Source organism: Streptomyces sp. NPDC052687 (assembly GCF_040678395.1).
GTDB lineage: Bacteria > Actinomycetota > Actinomycetes > Streptomycetales > Streptomycetaceae > Streptomyces.
In genome coordinates, this window is sequence record NZ_JBFATR010000022.1 from 16609 (window position 1) to 33882 (window position 17274).

The following is a 17274-nucleotide window of genomic DNA, read 5'->3' on the forward strand; positions in this document are numbered from 1 at the left end:
GCGGGGGACCGGGCCTTTCTGCGTGTGCCCTACGCCTTGCGCAGGCGGAAGGTCAGGGACAGGCCCTCGTCGGTGAACGGCTCGCCGTAGCCGGAGTCGTCCGCCTCGCCCTGGGCGAAGTCCGTGGCCAGCACCTCGTCGGCGATCAGCGCGGAGTGCTCGGTCAGGGCCGCGACGACCGCCGGGTCGGTGGCCGTCCAGCGCAGCGCGATCCGGTCGGCCACGTCGAGGCCGCTGTTCTTGCGGGCCTCCTGGATCAGCCGGATCGCGTCACGGGCGAGGCCCGCCCGGCGCAGCTCCTCGGTGATCTCCAGGTCGAGGGCGACCGTGGCGCCCGCGTCGGACGCCACCGACCAGCCCTCGCGCGGCGTCTCGGTGATGATCACCTCGTCCGGGGCGAGGGTGATGGTCTCGCCGTCGACCTCCACGGAGGCGTTGCCCTCGCGCAGCGCCAGCGACAGCGCCGCCGCGTCGGCGTTCGCGATCGCCTTGGCCACGTCCTGGACCCGCTTGCCGAACCGCTTGCCCAGCGCGCGGAAGTTGGCCTTGGCCGTGGTGTCGACCAGGGAGCCGCCGACCTCGCTGAGCGACGCCAGCGCCTCGACGTTCAGCTCCTCGGTGATCTGGGTGTGCAGCTCGGGGTCCAGCGCCTCGAAGCCGGTCGCCGCGATCAGCGCGCGCTTGAGCGGCTGACGCGTCTTGACGCCGGACTCCGCGCGGGTGGCCCGGCCCAGCTCCACCAGGCGGCGCACCAGCACCATCTGCCGCGACAGTTCCGGGTCGATCGCGCCGAGGTCGGCCTCCGGCCAGGACGCCAGGTGCACCGACTCCGGCGCGCCCGGGGTGACCGGGACGATCAGGTCCTGCCAGACCCGCTCGGTGATGAACGGGGTCAGCGGGGCCATCAGCTTGGTGACCGTCTCGACGACCTCATGCAGGGTGCGCAGCGCGGCCTTGTCGCCCTGCCAGAAGCGGCGGCGGGAGCGGCGGACGTACCAGTTGGACAGGTCGTCGACGAACGCGGACAGCAGCTTGCCGGCGCGCTGGGTGTCGTACGCCTCCAGCGCCTGGGTCACCTGGTCGGTGAGCGCGTGCAGTTCGGACAGCAGCCAGCGGTCCAGCAGCGGGCGGTCGGCCGGGGCCGGGTCGGCCTCGGAGGGCGCCCAGTTCGACGTGCGCGCGTACAGGGCCTGGAAGGCGACCGTGTTCCAGTAGGTGAGCAGCGTCTTGCGCACCACCTCCTGGATGGTGCCGTGGCCGACGCGGCGGGCCGCCCAGGGGGAGCCGCCGGCCGCCATGAACCAGCGCACCGCGTCGGCGCCGTGCTGGTCCATCAGCGGGATCGGCTGGAGGATGTTGCCCAGGTGCTTGGACATCTTCCGGCCGTCCTCGGCGAGGATGTGGCCGAGGCAGACGACGTTCTCGTACGACGACTTGTCGAAGACGAGCGTGCCGACGGCCATCAGCGTGTAGAACCAGCCGCGGGTCTGGTCGATGGCCTCGGAGATGAACTGCGCCGGGTACCGGCTCTCGAACAGCTCCTTGTTCTTGTACGGGTAGCCCCACTGCGCGAACGGCATCGAGCCCGAGTCGTACCAGGCGTCGATGACCTCGGGCACGCGCACCGCGTCGAGGGAGCAGCCCTCGTGGGTGCAGGTGAAGGTGACGTCGTCGATGAACGGGCGGTGCGGGTCGAGGCCGGACTGGTCGGTGCCGGTCAGCTCGGTCAGCTCCGCGCGGGAGCCGACGCAGGTGAGGTGGCCCTCCTCGCAGCGCCAGATGGGCAGCGGGGTGCCCCAGTAGCGGTTGCGGGACAGCGCCCAGTCGATGTTGTTGTTCAGCCAGTCGCCGAAGCGGCCGTGCTTGACCGTGTCCGGGAACCAGTTGGTCTTGTCGTTCTCCTGGAGCAGACGGTCCTTGATCGCCGTCGTGCGGATGTACCAGGACGGCTGCGCGTAGTAGAGCAGCGCGGTGTGGCAGCGCCAGCAGTGCGGGTAGCTGTGCTCGTACGGCAGGTGCTTGAAGAGCAGGCCGCGGGCGCCGAGGTCCTCGGTGAGGGCCTCGTCGGCCTTCTTGAAGAAGACGCCGCCGACCAGGGGCAGGTCCTCCTCGAAGGTGCCGTCCTGGCGGACCGGGTTCACCATCGGCAGGCCGTAGGCGCGGCAGACCCTGAGGTCGTCCTCACCGAAGGCGGGGGACTGGTGGACCAGGCCCGTGCCGTCCTCGGTGGTGACGTAGTCGGCGTTGACCACGAAGTGGGCCTCGGCGGGGAACGCGACCAGCTCGAACGGGCGCTGGTAGGTCCAGCGCTCCATCTCGGCGCCGGTGAAGGTCTGCCCGGTGGTCTCCCAGCCCTCGCCGAGGGCCTTGGCGACCAGTGGCTCGGCGACGACCAGCTTCTCCTCGCCGTTGGTCGCCACGACGTAGGTGACCTCGGGGTGGGCGGCGACGGCGGTGTTGGAGACCAGGGTCCACGGGGTGGTCGTCCACACCAGCAGGGCGGCCTCGCCGGCGAGCGGGCCGGAGGTCAGCGGGAAGCGGACGTAGACCGAGGGGTCGACGACCGTCTCGTAGCCCTGTGCCAGCTCGTGGTCGGACAGGCCGGTGCCGCAGCGGGGGCACCAGGGGGCGACGCGGTGGTCCTGGACCAGCAGGCCCTTGTTGAAGATCTCCTTCAGCGACCACCAGACCGACTCGATGTACTCGGGGTCCATCGTGCGGTACGCGTCGTCGAGGTCGACCCAGTAGCCCATGCGGGTCGTCAGCTCGGCGAAGGCGTCGGTGTGGCGGGTCACGGACTCGCGGCACCGGGCGTTGAACTCGGCGATGCCGAACGCCTCGATGTCCTGCTTGCCGGAGAAGCCCAGTTCCTTCTCGACCGCCAGCTCGACCGGCAGGCCGTGGCAGTCCCAGCCCGCCTTGCGGGCCACGTGGTAGCCGCGCATGGTGCGGAAGCGGGGGAAGACGTCCTTGAAGACGCGGGCCTCGATGTGGTGGGCGCCGGGCATGCCGTTGGCGGTGGGCGGGCCCTCGTAGAACACCCATTCGGGGCGGCCCTGGGACTGCTCCAGGCTCTTGGCAAAGATCTTCTGCTCGCGCCAGAACTCGAGCACCGCGTGCTCGAGCGCGGGCAGGTCGACCTGGGCGGGCACCTGGCGGTACGTCGGCGCTGTCGTCATCAGCGATCTTCCTCCGGCGGACTTGCTGCCTTCCGTCGGAGGGACGAGAGCTACGTCATTCCTGCGCCGCCTTCGGCGCGCTCCCGCGGTACCACCCTCCTTGGCCCTCCGGCGCGGGTCGTGCGCCGGTGAGCCCCCTCATTGGGGTCGCGAAGCCGGTTCTACTCACCGCGGCGGTCTGGGCTGCGGCTTTCTTCCGGCGGCTCCGGGGTGATCTTCACGACGCGCTCGCCCCCGGGCTTCCACCGTCCCCGGGTCGCTCTGGGCTGCGTACGCCGCTACTCGTCCCCATCCACGCTTCTCGCTCCGCCCAGTGTACGGCGCCCCACGGACAGCGGCCGACCGGTTTTGCGGAGGGCGGGGCGCGCCGCCGGGGATGACCCGAATGGTCACGTGCGCGGGCCGGGATCCGGGGAAGTCCGGCCGGGCGGCATACCCGGCCGGGAGCTGGGCACAACGCATGCATGCCGGTCGCGCGGGGGGCGTGGGGCGGGCGAATCGGGCGGCGTGCCCCGTTGCCGCGGGACTCGAGTCGATTTATCGTCCCAGCACGATTCGCGAGCAAGATCACAATATGTGAAGGGGCCGCGGCCATGGCGAAGAAGACCGCCGTACAGCAGTCGGCGTCCGGCAGGGCCACAGGCGCCAGTGCCTCCGGCGGCGCGGCCAAGGACGTGAGCGGGAAGAAGAGCGCCCGGGGGACGGCGGCGGTCGCGAAACGCGCGGTGAACGCGGTGAAGCCGGTGCGCGGGGAGGGCGCGGGGGCGGGCACGACGGCGGGTGCGGGGGCCAAGGCGGCTGCGCGGGCGACGGCGGGTGCGGGTGCGGGGGCCGTGAAGGAGACGGCCGCGAAGAAGGCGGGTGTGAAGACCTCTGCGGCGAAGACCACCGCCGTGAAGAGCACCGCGGCGAAGAAGGCCGCGGCCAAGAAGGTGACGGCCGAGAAGGCGACTGCGACGAAGGCGACTGCGAAGAAGGCCGCGGCCAAGAAGGCGACTGGGACGAAGGCGACCGCCAAGAAGGTGGCCGCCGACAAGGCGGTGACCAAGAAGGTGGCCGCGAAGAAGGCGGCCGCGAAGAAGGCGGTGCCCGAGACGGCGGTCGGGAAGAAGGCGGCGGCGAAGAAGACGGTGGTGGCCGGGGCGGCGGCCGAGGAGCCGGAGCCGCTGGAGACGGCGGCCCACAAGGCCGTACCCGGCAAGACGGCAGCCAAGAAGGCCGCAGCCAAGAAGGCCGCAGCCAGGAAGACCGCTGCCAAGAAGACTGCGGCCAAGAAGACCGCGGCCAAGGAAACCGCGGCCAAGGAAACGGCAGCCGAGAAGTCCGCGACCGAACGCCGGAAGACCGAGGTCAAGGAGACCGAGGTCAAGAAGAGCGAGGTCAGGAAGACCGCGGACAAGAAGGCCGCGGCCGGGAAGGAACCGCGCGGGGAGGTGGCGGGTGCCGGCGGGGAAGCCGGTGGTGTGACGGGTCCCGTCGAAGGCGGGGCCGGGAAGAGTACGGCGAAGAAGGCGGGCGCGGCCGAGGCCGCGAAGCAGACGGGAGCCACGACGGTGGTTGCGAAGAAGACTCCTGGCACGGCCCCGGCGGCCCAGACCGCCGTTCCCAAGGCACGTGTCGCCGCGGCGGAGCCCGGCGACCTGGCGGTGCGCCCCGGTGAGGACCCCTGGACCCCCGAGGAGGTCGAGGAGGCCCGCGCGGAGCTGTCGGGCGAGATGGAGCGGCTGAGCGCCGAGATCGCCTCCTCGGAGGCGTCCCTGGTGGGCCTGATGCGCGACTCCGGGGACGGCGCCGGCCAGGACGAGGCGGACACCGGCAGCAAGAACATCACGCGCGAGCACGAACTGGCGCTCGCCGCCAACGCGCGCGAGATGCTGACCCAGACCGAGCGCGCCCTGCAACGCCTGGACGCGGGCACCTACGGCCTGTGCGAGAACTGCGGCAACCCGATCGGCAAGGCGAGGATGCAGGCCTTCCCGCGCGCCACCCTGTGCGTGGAGTGCAAGCAGAAGCAGGAACGCCGGTACTGATCGGGACGGAAGGCGTGCCGTACCCTCGTCCTCAGTCAGGTACCTAGGCTGAGGGACTCACGTGGCAGAGGCGGAGCGCATCATCGGTACGCCGGACAACCCGGACGCGGCGCGGGGCGAGGAGCCGGAGCGGCCGGGCGTCGACGACACCGGCGCCGGCGGGACGGGCGACGGCGCCTTCGGCGACGCCGGGGCCGAGTCCGAGTCTGGGGCCGAGTCCGGGGCCGCTCCCGCGCGGCCCCGCGGCCAGCGGCGGATCGCGGTGCTGTTCGTGGTCGCCGCCATCGCCTACGTCCTCGACCTGGTCAGCAAGATAATCGTGGTCGAGAAGCTGGAGCACCAGGAGCCGATCGAGATCATCGGCGACTGGCTGCGATTCGAGGCGATCCGCAACGCGGGCGCGGCCTTCGGCTTCGGCGAGGCCTTCACCGTGATCTTCACGGTGATCGCGGCGGCCGTGATCGTGGTCATCGCCCGCCTCGCCCGCAAGCTCTACAGCCTGCCCTGGGCGATCGCGCTCGGCCTGCTGCTGGGCGGAGCGCTCGGCAACCTCACCGACCGGATCTTCCGCTCGCCCGGCGTCTTCGAGGGCGCCGTCGTGGACTTCATCGCGCCCAAGCACTTCGCCGTCTTCAACCTCGCCGACTCGGCGATCGTGTGCGGCGGCATCCTGATCGTGCTGCTGTCCTTCAGGGGCCTCGACCCGGACGGGACCGTCCACAAGGACTAGCCAGGGACCGGCCGCCGCCGAGGGCGCGCGTTCGGGACTGTCTCACCCGTCCGGCATACTCGACGGGTGAGCACGATTCCCGAGATCCGTACCCTGCCCGTGCCCGACGGCCTGGAGGGCGAGCGCGTCGACGCCGCCATCTCCCGCATGTTCGGCTTCTCCCGTACCAAGGCCGCGGAGCTGGCCGCGGCGGGCAAGGTGCTGGTCGACGGCGCGGTCGTCGGCAAGTCCGAGCGGGTGCGCGGCGGCGCCTGGCTGGAGGTCGAGATGCCGCAGGCAGCCGCGCCCGTGCAGGTCGTGGCGGAGCCCGTCGAGGGCATGGAGATCGTGCACGACGACGATGACGTGGTCGTCATCGTCAAGCCGGTCGGTGTCGCCGCCCACCCCAGCCCCGGCTGGACCGGCCCCACGGTCATCGGCGGCCTCGCCGCCGCCGGCTACCGGATCTCGACCTCCGGTGCCGCCGAGCGCCAGGGCATCGTGCACCGCCTGGACGTCGGCACCTCGGGTCTGATGGTCGTGGCGAAGTCGGAGTACGCGTACACGTCACTGAAGCGCCAGTTCAAGGAGCGCACGGTCGACAAGCGGTACCACACGCTCGTCCAGGGCCACCCCGACCCGACCAGCGGCACCATCGACGCCCCCATCGGCCGCCACCCCAACCACGACTACAAGTGGGCGGTCACCGCCGAGGGCAAGCCCTCCGTCACGCACTACGACCTCATCGAGGCGTTCCGCGCGGCCTCCCTGCTCGACGTGAAGCTGGAGACCGGCCGCACCCACCAGATCCGTGTGCACATGTCCGCGCACCGCCACCCCTGCGTCGGCGACCTGACGTACGGCGCCGACCCGACGCTGGCCAAGCGGCTGCGGCTGACCCGGCAGTGGCTGCACGCCGTCCGCCTGGGCTTCGAGCACCCGGGCAGCGGCGAGTGGGTCGAGTTCGCCTGCGACTACCCCGAGGACCTCCAGCAGGCGCTGGACCAGGTCCGCGAGGAGACCTACGGATGACCCCGCCCACCCCGGCGGGTCCGGCCACTCCGCCGCCGTACACCGTCCGTGTCGCCGAGGAACCCGGTGACCGCGAGGCGTGCTTCGCGGTGCGCAAGCAGGTCTTCGTCGCCGAGCAGGGCGTCCCGGAGGACATCGAGTACGACGCGTACGACGCCGTCGCGCTGCATGTGCTCGCCGTGCGGGAGGACGGGGCCCCGCTGGGCACCGGGCGGCTGCTGTACGGCGAGAGCGCCGCGGAACGCACCGGCGGCGACCCGTCCGTGGGCGCCCTGGGGCGGCTCGCGGTGCTGCCGGACGCGCGCGGGCTGGGCATCGGCGTGGCGCTGGTCCGGGCGATCGAGGACGCGGCCCGCGCGCGGGGCCTCACGGCGGTCGACCTGCACGCGCAGACGCACGCGCTGGGCTTCTACGAGCGGCTGGGCTACGAGGCGTACGGCCCGGAGTACCTGGAGGCCGGGATTCCGCACCGGGCGATGCGGCGCGCCCTCTAGCATCGGCCGGCGCGTGGCACCCTGGAGCCGGGGGCCTTGATCGTCCAGACCGTCGGAGCGCTGAGCGTGGATCAGTTGGCCCTGTTGTTCGTGCTGCTGCTCGGGGCCGTGGTGTCCGTACCGGCCGGGGACCGGCTGCGGCTGCCCGCGCCGGTCCTGATGACCCTGCTCGGGATCGTGCTGGCGCTGCCCGACTTCGTGCCGAACGTCGACATCCCGCCGGAGCTGATCCTCCCGTTGCTGCTGCCGCCGCTGCTCTACGCGGCCGTACGGCGCACCTCCTGGCGGCAGTTCGCGGCGAACAAACGGCCGATCTTCCTGCTCGCCGTGGCGCTCGTGTTCGTCACCATGCTCTGTGTGGGCGCCGTCGCCCACGCCATCGTGCCGGGGCTGCCGATCGCCGCCGCCCTCGCGCTCGGAGCGCTGGTCGCCCCGCCCGACCCGGTCGCCGCGACCGCCGTCGCCGGGCAGCTCGGGCTGCCGCGCCGGCTGGTGTCGATCCTGGAGGGCGAGGGCCTGTTCAACGACGTGACGGCCATCGTGCTCTACCACGTGGCGATCGCCGCCGTGGTCAGCGGCACCTTCTCGCCCTGGCAGGCCGGGCTCGACCTGGTGCTGTCCGCCGTGGTCGCGGTGCTGGCGGGGCTCGTGCTCGGCTGGGGCGCGAACCGGCTCATGGACCTGCTGGACGACGCCACCCTGCAGATCGGGCTGACCCTGCTGGTGCCGTACGCCGCCTACGTGCTCGCCGAGGAGCTGCACGGCTCCGGGGTGCTGGCCGTGCTCACCGCCGCGCTGTTCCTCGCCGAGTACGCCACCGACGCCGACGACGTGATGACCCGGCTCGCCGGGCACACCTTCTGGAGCGTCGTCGACACCCTCGTCACCGGGGTCGCCTTCGGGCTCATCGGCCTGGAACTGCACAACGCGATCCGCACCGCGTCCGGGCGCTGGGGCGAGATGCTGGGCTGGGCAGCGGCCGTCGCGGGGGTCGTGATCCTGGTGCGGCTGCTGTGGCTGCTCCCCGCGACCTGGCTGACCAAACGGCTGCACGCGCGGCGTGACGACGAGGACATCCCGATGAGCTGGCGGGAGACCGTCGTCATGTGGTGGGCCGGGATGCGCGGCGTGGCCTCGGTGGCGCTGGCGCTGGCCATCCCGCTGACAACCGACGACGGGTCGCCGTTCCCCGACCGCGACGAGATCGTGTTCATCGCGTTCGGCGTGATCATGGCGACGCTGGTGCTCCAGGGGCTGACGCTGCCCTGGCTGGTGCGGCGGCTCGGCGTCCAGGCCGACACCGGGCGGGAGAAGGAGCTGGAGAAGGCGCTGGCCGTGCGGGCGGCCAAGGCGGCCAAGCGGCGGCTGCGGGAGATCGAGCAGGTCGAGGAGCTGCCCGAGGAGCTGTCCGAGCGGATGCTGCGGCGGGCCTTCGAGATCGGTGTGCGGATCAGCCCCGACCTCGGCGAGGAGGAGCGGATGGAGGCGCACGCCCAGCGCGCGCAGCGGATGCGACGGGTGCGGCGCATCGAGGGGGAGATGCTGAGCGCCGCCAGGCACGAGGTCCTGGCGGCGCGCAGCGAACCGGGATCGGATCCCGAGGTGGTGGACCGGGTGCTGCGCCAGCTGGACGTGCGCAGCCTGCGCTGAGCCGGCCGCTCAGCCGCTCCGGTCCGCGCGGGGCGACTCCACCGCGCGGCGCTTGGGCAGCCCGTCGGGGGAGGTGCGGGGGCCCGGCGGGCGTCCCGGCGGCAGCAGGGCGTCGGCCGTGTTGACCCGCGGCAGGGCGTACGGGTGCTCACGGACCAGCCAGTCGATCATCCGCTCGCGGACCGTGACCCGCACCGTCCACACGTCGTCGGCGTCCTTCGCGGTCATCAGCGCCCGTACCTCGATGGTGTTGGGCGTGGTGTCGGTGACCGACAGGTCGTAGGCGCGCCCGTCCCAGGCCGGGCACTCGCGCAGCAGGTCGCGGAGCTTGTCGCGCATCGCCTCCACCGGCGCGGAGTGGTCCAGGTGCCAGAAGACGACACCGGTCATCTGCGGGGTGCCGCGCGACCAGTTCTCGAACGGCTTGGAGGTGAAGTACGACACCGGCATCGTGACCCGGCGCTCGTCCCACGTCCGCACCGTCAGATAGGTCAGGGTGATCTCCTCGACGGTGCCCCACTGGCCGTCCACGACGACCGTGTCCCCGATGCGCACCATGTCGCCGAACGCGATCTGGAACCCGGCGAACATGTTGCTGAGGGTGGACTGCGCCGCGACACCCGCGACGATGCCGAGGATGCCCGCCGACGCCAGCAGCGAGGCGCCCGCCGCGCGGAAGGCGGGGAAGGTCAGCAGCATCGCCGCCACCGCCACCACCCCGACGGCCGCCGCGACCACCCGCATGATCAGCGTGACCTGGGTGCGCACCCGGCGTACCCGCGCGGGGTCGCGCTGCGCCCGGGAGTGGGCGTAGCGGCTGTAGGAGGTCTCGACGACCGCCGCGGCGATCCGGATGACCAGCCAGGCGGCCGAGCCGATGAGCACGACCGTGAGGGTGCGGCCGACACCGACCCGGTGGTCGGGGAACACCCGTGCCTCGACGTAGGACGCTCTGAGCAGCGCCGAGCACAGCACGAGCTGGAAGGGGGTGCGGCCACGGCGCAGCAGGCCCCACAGCGGGGTGTCTCCTTGTCGTTGGTCGGCCCTGCGCAGCAGCAGGTCGGTGGCCCAGCCGATCAGCAGAGTGAGCAGCACGGAACCACCGACCACGATCAGCGGTCGGAGTATGTTCTCCATGCCCAGGAACGTAACCAGCCCATGGCCGGGACGAACCTGTGATTCGTCCGACGTTGCGGGTAGTGCCCGCCACCTGGGATGTCACACCCGGCTGGCACCATGGGCTCATGAACATCATGCTCTTCCACTCGACCTATGGCCTCAGGCCCGCGGTTGGCGCCGCGGCGGACCGGCTGCGCGCGGCCGGGCACGAGGTGTGGACGCCGGACCTCTTCGAGGGGCGCACGTTCGACTCGGTCGAGGAGGGCATGGCGGCCCAGGACGAGATCGGCAAGGACGAGCTGCTGAAGCGGGCCGTGCTCGCCGCCGCGCCCTACTCGGAGAGGGGGCTGGTCTACGCCGGCTTCTCGCTCGGCGCCTCGATCGCGCAGACCCTCGCGCTGGGCGACGAGAAGGCGAAGGGCCTGCTGCTCCTGCACGGCACCTCGGACCTCGCGCCGAACGTCTCGGTGGACGGACTGCCGGTGCAGCTGCACGTCGCCGAGCCGGACCCGTTCGAGACGGACGACTGGCTCAGCTCCTGGTATCTGCAGATGGGCCGCGCGGGCGCGGACGTGGAGGTGTACCGGTACGCCGGGGCCGGTCATCTGTACACCGACCCCGGCCTGCCGGACTACGACGAGGAGGCCGCCGAGGCCACCTGGCGGGTGGCGCTCGGCTTCCTGGACTCGCTGGACTAGCCGGTTCAGCCGTTGGCGCGGTAGGCGACCCAGTTCTGCTGCATGCGGGTCACCTGGCCGGAGGTGAACTGGTACATGCAGGCGTCGTACGTGTAGTCCATGAAGTTGTGGATGGGGTCGGCGCCCGCCTTGCGGGTGCAGGTGTCCCGGCCCTCGGGGCACTCGTAGGCGGGGCTCTTCTCGGCCGGGGTGTCCTCGACGTAGTCGCCGTTTCCGTTGCAGCCGCCCTGGAAGGTGTGGTAGAGCCCCAGCCAGTGGCCGACCTCGTGGGTCGCGGTGTCGCCCTCGTTGTAGTTGGCCGCCGAGCCGCCCGGCAGCGAGGCGTCCAGCAGGACCACGCCGTCCATGGACGGGCTGGAGGCGTAGGAGCTGGGGAAGGTGGCCCAGCCGAGCAGGCCGCCGCCGAGGTTGGCGGTGTAGATGTTCAGCGCGTTCGCGCCGCCCTTGCGCAGGGCGGACTTCATCGCCCTCTCCTCCGCCGAGCCGGAGGAGACGTTGTACCAGGCGGGGTTGTCGGTGTAGTCAGTGCCGGCCAGCGTGAACTGGAAGCCGGAGTCGGTGTTGCCGGTGCCCTGGCCGCCGAAGGCGGCGTTCAGCACGTTCATCTGGGCGGTGATGTCGGCGGAGTCGAGCCGGCCGGCGTCGCCGTCGTGGATGACGTGGAAGTAGACCGGGATCGTGGTCGTGGCGGTGGCCGACAGACTGCGGCCGTTGCCCGGCAGCTTGTCGAGCTTGCGGCGCAGGTCGGCGTCCATCGCCTGGGCCTTGGCGGCGCTCACCTCGTTGGGCTCGGCGGCGTGCTCGCCGGCTCCGGGGCGGGCCTCGCGGGCCGTGGCGTGGGTGTCCGCGTGCGCATCCGTGGGGGCGTCCGCGTGGGTGTCCGCGTGGGTGGTCTCGACGCATTCGGCGGCGGTGGTGGTGGAGGCCGCCGCGGCGCCCGTCGGCGCCGACAGGGGGGTGAGCATCAGGGTTCCGGCCACGACGGCGGTGGCGAGAACACGTCTGCGCGTCGAGGGAGATATCCGGGCAAGCGCACGCATGCTGGCTCCTAGCGGATGCGGTGGGGAAGGGGGCACAGGGGTCTTCCTGGCCGCCGCCCGGAGATTACGTGGACATGCCCAAACGGGAAGAGCTGTGATCAGGCCCAATCAAATTCCCGGCAAACGCGGAGGATTGGGGAGGTGAACGGGTCAGGCTCGTCCGGGGTTCGGGATCCGGCCGTGACGAACGCCGTGACCGGGCGGGTGGTGTGTCCGGAATTCGGCCACGGATCGCACCACCCGCCGTAGTGAGGGAAGGAGCGTCGTGATCTCGCCTCAAGGGCGCAGGGCGTCGCTCAAGTTGGCTGAAAACAGCCCCTCACGCGGGGTGGTCACACCGGGTCGTAGGTGCGCTCGACCTTCTGGGTGCCGCTGCGGGTCCGGTAGGAGCGCGCCCACGACGAGGTCGCGTCCGCCTTGGTGCGGTCGGACAGCACGTAATAGTCCATCTGTGCCCGCTCGGCGGTGAGGTCCAGCACGCCGTAGCCGTGCCGGTCGGTGTCGACCCAGTGGACATGGCGGTTGGCGGCGCGGATGACCGGCGCGGCGACCGCGGAGACACTGCCCTCGGGGACCTTGACCAGGTCGTCGAGATTGTCGGAGGTGACCGAGGTGACCACGAACTCCGTGGCGGCCGAGGCGGACAACGGGTACGTCCCGGCGTTCACCGGCACGTCGTTGGCCCACGCCATGTGGATGTCGCCGGTCAGGAACACCGTGTTGCGGATGGCGTTCGCCCGCAGATGCGCCAGCAGCTCCCGGCGGTCGTCGGTGTAGCCGTCCCACTGGTCCGGGTTGATGGCCAGCCCCTCCTGCGGCAGCCCCAGCAGCTTCGCCAGCGGCTTGAGCAGGTCCGCCGAGAGCGAGCCGATGGCGAACGGCGCCATCATCACCGGGTTGCCGACCAGCCGCCAGGTGGTGTCGGAGGCCGCCAGCCCCGCCTTCAGCCAGTCCAGCTGGGCCCGCCCGGTCAGCGTGCGCTCCGGGTCGTCGGCCTCGCCGTCGCCGAAGGAGACCTGCTGCGAGCGGAAGGAGCGCAGGTCCAGCAGGGACAGGTCGGCCAGCTTGCCGAAGCGCAGCCGCCGGTAGGTCGTGCCGGCGAGCGCCGGGCGGACCGGCATCCACTCGAAGTACGCCTGCTTGGCGGCCGACTGGCGCGCGGCCCAGGCGCCCTCCACGCCCTCGGTGTGGTTCTCGGCGCCGCCCGACCAGGTGTCGTTGGCGATCTCGTGGTCGTCCCAGATCGCGACGACCGGGGCGGCGGCGTGCAGCGCCTGCAGGTCGGGGTCGGTCTTGTACCGGCCGTGCCGGATCCGGTAGTCCGCGAGGGTCAGGATCTCGTGGGCCGGGGCGTGCGGCCGGACGACGGTGCCGCGCGTGCCGTACTGGCCGGTGCCGTACTCGTAGACGTAGTCGCCCAGGTGCAGCCAGGCGTCCAGGTCGCCGCGGGCCGCGAGATGGCGGTACGCCGCGAAGTGCCCGGCCTCCCAGTTGGCGCACGAGACCACGCCGAAGCGGAGGTTGGCCACCGCGGCGCCGGCGGCCGGGGCGGTGCGGGTGCGGGCGGCGGGCGACGCGGTGCCGGCCGCGGAGAAGCGGAACCAGTAGTCGGTGGCGGGCGCGAGACCGCGGACGTCGGCCTTGACGGTGTGGTCGGAGGCGGCGGACGCGGTGACGGAGCCCTTGGCGACGACGTTGGTGAACGCCGCGTCCAGGGCGACGGTCCACTCCACCTCGACATCCGGGCCGAGGCCGGAGCCGGGGACGGCCTCCGGGGTGGGCGTCACGCGGGTCCACAGCAATATGCCGTCCGGGAGCGGGTCTCCGGAGGCGACGCCGTGCAGGAAGGCGGGGGCCTCGGCGGCGCGCGCCGGGGCGGCGGCGGCCAGCGGGGCCGCGAGAACGGCCCCGGCCGCGGCGGCCTTGACGACCGTACGGCGGCTCGGGGCGGGCGAGTCGGGGCTGGTGTGGGATCTGAAACGACTGGTCACGGCCGATCAGATTACTGATCGGTAAGGGGCTTGGTAAGCGGACGGACGTGAACGGCGGGCGAACCGCGTGGAGTTCGCCCGCCGTCGCGCTCGCAAGCCGCGCCGTCGCGCCGGGCGCCGCCGCGCTCGCAAGCCGCGCCGACGCCGTTCCGGTTACTTGGTGACGCCCGCGTCCTTCAGCGTCTTCTCCCACTCGGCGACGGTGCTCGGGTTGGTGACGACCTTGTCGTTGATCTTGATGGTCGGCGTCGACTTGACGTCCTTCGTCTTGTCGAAGGTCTCGCTCATCCGCATCGCCCAGGCGTCGTAGGTGCCCTTCTCGACCGCGTCCTGGAACTTCTTGTTGTTCTTCAGGGCGTCCACCGTGTTCGCCACCTTGATCAGGTAGTCGTCGTCGGCGAACTCGTCGGTCTGCTCGGAGGGGTGGTACTCCGCCGAGTACAGCGCGGCCTTGTAGTCGAGGAACGCGTCGGGGCTGACGTCCAGCGCGGCGCCGAGCGCGCTCAGCGCGTTCTTGGAGCCCTCGCCGCCGAGGTTGCCGTCGAGGAAGGTGCCGAGGGTGAAGGAGAGCTTGTAGTCGCCGTCCTCCATGCCCTTGTTGACCGTCTCGCCGATGGTCTGCTCGAAGGAGGCGCAGGCCGGGCAGCGCGGGTCCTCGTAGAGGTGGATGACGTCGTCGGTCTTGGAGTCGCCGAGCAGGATCGTGGTGCCGTCCTTGCCGGAGGTGTGGGCCGGGGCGACGACCTTCGCCTCGGCGGCGGCCTCCCAGCCGGTGGGCTTGCTGCCCTGGACAACCGCGTAGCCGATGCCGCCGGCTATCGCGAGCACCGCGACCATCGAACCGGCGACGATCAGCTGCCGCCTGGTCTTCTCGCGCCGGGCCTGCCGCTCGCGCTCCTGGCGCAGCCGCTCCCGGGCCGCCGTCTTCGCCGTCTGGCTGTTGCGCTTGCTCATCTTCGTGCTCTCCCTGGGGGTCGCGCGCCGGTGTGCGCGCGTATGGACAAAGGACCGGTCGTGTGCGGGGGCGGTGTCGCTTCGCTCAGATGTGAGCGGGTGCGGCACCGGTCGGACACGGCGGTCCCCGTCGTCCCAGGGAGTGCGCCAGCAGCAGGTCACGGGCGGCGGGCGCGGTGCGCGGCGCGAGGCGCGGCAGCCGCCGGCCCGCCCCGCCCGAGCGGGCCGGCCGGACGGCGACCGCGGCGACCGCGAGCAGCAGCGGGCGGAAGGTGGTGGCCGTCATGGCGTCCAGCAGCTGGGCCAGCGCCCGCTCGCCGCGGCGCAGCCAGGCCGCCGCCAGCAGCCCCACGCCGACATGCGCGCCGAGCAGCAGCCAGGCGGTCTCCGGGTGGGCGTCGGCGAGCAGCGCGGAGATCCGGTGGGTGTCGGTGCTCCCCGCCATCCGGGCCAGCGGGGTGCCCACCTCTCCGCCGCCGCACAGCACGTCCAGGCCGACCGAGCGCAGCGGGCCGGCGACCGGGCCGCCGGCGCGGCCGTAGCAGGCGTGCTGGCCGGTGGTGAAGACCGTGTCGGCGGCCAGCTCCAGCGGGATCAGCAGCGCGGCGATCCGGCCGAAGCCGCGCTCGCGGCCGGCCAGCGCGTACGCGATCACGAACACGGCGACGGCGATCGCCGCGACCGTGCCCAGGGGCAGCGGGACCCGCGACAGCAGCACGTGCGACGCGGTGCTGAGCGCCACGACGATCGCCGTGAACAGCGCCGCGCGTACGGCTCTGAGCTGGGTCCCTGATATGTCCATCGCGTGGAGAGTGTGTCATGGGCTCCGGTAAGAGACCCCTAAAGGGTTCCTGTGAGGGAGCGCCGGCGGTCCGGAACGGCGGGGCTACAGGCCGGGGATCCGGCCGTTGCGGAACAGGTCGAGGAAGATCTGGTGGTCGGCACGCGCGCGTGCCCCGTACGTGTGCGCGAAGTCCACCAGCAGCGGGGCGAAGCCCTCCTCGTCGGCCGCGATGGCCGCGTCGATGGCGCGCTCGGTGGAGAACGGCACCAGGGACTCCCCGGACTGGTCGTCGGCGGCCGAGTGCATCGACGCGGTGGCCCGGCCCAGGTCGGCGACGACCGCCGCGATCTCCTCCGGGTCGTCGATGTCGCCCCAGTCCAGGTCGACCGCGTACGGCGAGACCTCGGCGACCAGCTGGCCCGCGCCGTCCAGCTCGGTCCAGCCCAGCCACGGGTCGGCGTGCGCCTGGAGGGCGCGCTGGGAGATCACCGTGCGGTGGCCCTCGTGGTGGAAGTACTCGCGGATCGCCGGGTCGGTGATGTGCCGGGAGACGGCCGGGGTCTGGGCCTGCTTGATGTAGATCACGACGTCGTTCTCCAGGGCGTCGCTGTGGCCCTCCAGCAGGATGTTGTACGACGGCAGGCCCGCCGAGCCGATGCCGATGCCGCGGCGGCCCACGACGTCCTTCACGCGGTAGGAGTCGGGGCGGGCCAGGGAGGCGTCCGGCAGGGTCTCCAGGTAGCCGTCGAAGGCGGCCAGCACCTTGTACCGGGTCGCGGCGTCCAGCTCGATGGCGCCGCCGCCGGGGGCGAAGCGGCGCTCGAAGTCGCGGATCTCGGTCATCGAGTCCAGCAGCCCGAACCGGGTCAGCGCGCGGGCGTCGCGCAGCGCGTCCAGCAGCGGGCCCTCGGCGGTGTCCAGGGTGAAGGGCGGCACCTCGTCGCTCTTGGCGCCGGTGGCCAGCGCGTGGATGCGCTCGCGGTACGCGCCCGCGTAGACCCGCACCAGCTCGGTGATCTGGTCGTCGCTGAGCGCCTTCGCGTACCCGATCAGCGCGATCGAGGCGGAGAAGCGCTTGAGGTCCCAGGTGAAGGGGCCGACGTAGGCCTCGTCGAAGTCGTTGACGTTGAAGATCAGCCGGCCGGTCGAGTCCATGTACGTGCCGAAGTTCTCGGCGTGCAGATCGCCGTGGATCCACACCCGGGAGGTCCGCTCGTCCAGATACGGGCCGCTCTGTATCCTCCCGCCGCCCCGCCCGGCGTTCTCGGAGTCCAGGTCGTGGTAGAAGAGGCACGCCGTGCCCCGGTAGAAGGCGAACGCCGACGCGGCCATCTTCCGGAACTTGACCCGGAACGCGGCCGGGTCGGCGGCCAGGAGCTCGCCGAAGGCGGTGTCGAGGACGGTGAGGATCTCCTCGCCGCGGTGCTCGTCGCTGAGCTGCGGAAACGACATCGCTGGGTGCCTCCTGGTGCGGGTGGTGCGTGACCTGGGCGGACGGAGCGTCCGCCCTCTTGCAACGTCCGACGGTACGCATGAGTGCCCGCGGAGTGTCAGTCCCGCGGCATAGACTTCGACGCTGACCCCCGAACTGTCC

General features: G+C 71.9%; 13 protein-coding genes. 6 read left to right on the plus strand and 7 right to left on the minus strand.

What is annotated here, in order from left to right; translation table 11 throughout:
* Positions 1-29: 29 nt before the first annotated feature.
* Entirely contained in the window at positions 30-3179 is a 3150-nt protein-coding gene (ileS, locus tag AB0K92_RS19120; protein ID WP_365924308.1) for an isoleucine--tRNA ligase, read from the minus strand.
* 593 nt (positions 3180-3772) lie between these two features.
* Here ileS and AB0K92_RS19125 point away from each other — a divergent pair.
* The 5 genes from AB0K92_RS19125 to AB0K92_RS19145 all read left to right on the plus strand — a co-directional run bounded on the left by AB0K92_RS19125 (position 3773) and on the right by AB0K92_RS19145 (position 9094).
* Positions 3773-5209 carry a TraR/DksA family transcriptional regulator gene (locus AB0K92_RS19125; RefSeq protein ID WP_365924310.1) on the plus strand — a complete coding sequence of 479 codons (1437 nt, stop codon included), beginning with the start codon at positions 3773-3775 and terminating at the stop codon, positions 5207-5209.
* A gap of 61 nt (positions 5210-5270) precedes the next feature.
* Positions 5271-5939, plus strand: a complete 669-nt coding sequence (gene lspA / locus AB0K92_RS19130; protein ID WP_365924312.1) for a signal peptidase II — start codon at positions 5271-5273, stop codon at positions 5937-5939.
* A gap of 66 nt (positions 5940-6005) precedes the next feature.
* Positions 6006-6950, plus strand: a complete 945-nt coding sequence (locus AB0K92_RS19135; RefSeq protein WP_165997635.1) for an RluA family pseudouridine synthase — start codon at positions 6006-6008, stop codon at positions 6948-6950.
* The gene (locus tag AB0K92_RS19140) at positions 6947-7444 is read left to right on the plus strand and encodes a GNAT family N-acetyltransferase (RefSeq protein WP_365924314.1); all 498 of its coding nucleotides are present in this window, start codon (positions 6947-6949) and stop codon (positions 7442-7444) included. The genes AB0K92_RS19135 and AB0K92_RS19140 overlap by 4 nt, the downstream gene beginning before the upstream one ends.
* A 66-nt stretch (positions 7445-7510) precedes the next feature.
* The gene (locus AB0K92_RS19145; RefSeq protein ID WP_365924316.1) at positions 7511-9094 is read left to right on the plus strand and encodes a Na+/H+ antiporter; all 1584 of its coding nucleotides are present in this window, start codon (positions 7511-7513) and stop codon (positions 9092-9094) included.
* A 9-nt stretch (positions 9095-9103) separates the two neighbouring features.
* On the opposite strand, the gene AB0K92_RS19150 is transcribed toward AB0K92_RS19145, so the two are convergent.
* Positions 9104-10231, minus strand: coding sequence for a mechanosensitive ion channel domain-containing protein (locus tag AB0K92_RS19150; RefSeq protein WP_365924318.1), 1128 nt, complete (start codon positions 10229-10231; stop codon positions 9104-9106).
* Between the two features lie 107 nt (positions 10232-10338).
* On the opposite strand from AB0K92_RS19150, the gene AB0K92_RS19155 reads away from it, so the two are divergent.
* Positions 10339-10911, plus strand: a complete 573-nt coding sequence (locus tag AB0K92_RS19155) for a dienelactone hydrolase family protein (RefSeq protein ID WP_365924320.1) — start codon at positions 10339-10341, stop codon at positions 10909-10911.
* 5 nt (positions 10912-10916) lie between these two features.
* On the opposite strand, the gene AB0K92_RS19160 is transcribed toward AB0K92_RS19155, so the two are convergent.
* The 5 genes from AB0K92_RS19160 to AB0K92_RS19180 all read right to left on the minus strand — a co-directional run bounded on the left by AB0K92_RS19160 (position 10917) and on the right by AB0K92_RS19180 (position 17132).
* Positions 10917-11951, minus strand: a complete 1035-nt coding sequence (locus AB0K92_RS19160) for a zinc metalloprotease (protein WP_365924322.1) — start codon at positions 11949-11951, stop codon at positions 10917-10919.
* Between the two features lie 332 nt (positions 11952-12283).
* On the minus strand, positions 12284-13942 hold the full coding sequence (locus tag AB0K92_RS19165; protein ID WP_365924324.1) for an alkaline phosphatase D family protein: 1659 nt from the start codon (positions 13940-13942) through the stop codon (positions 12284-12286).
* A gap of 153 nt (positions 13943-14095) precedes the next feature.
* Entirely contained in the window at positions 14096-14896 is an 801-nt protein-coding gene (locus tag AB0K92_RS19170; RefSeq protein WP_365924326.1) for a DsbA family protein, read from the minus strand.
* An 85-nt stretch (positions 14897-14981) separates the two neighbouring features.
* The gene (locus AB0K92_RS19175; RefSeq protein WP_365924328.1) at positions 14982-15698 is read right to left on the minus strand and encodes a hypothetical protein; all 717 of its coding nucleotides are present in this window, start codon (positions 15696-15698) and stop codon (positions 14982-14984) included.
* A gap of 84 nt (positions 15699-15782) precedes the next feature.
* Positions 15783-17132: a DUF2252 domain-containing protein gene (locus tag AB0K92_RS19180; RefSeq protein WP_365924330.1), complete on the minus strand. Its 1350-nt coding sequence runs from the start codon at positions 17130-17132 to the stop codon at positions 15783-15785.
* Positions 17133-17274: the final 142 nt, after the last annotated feature.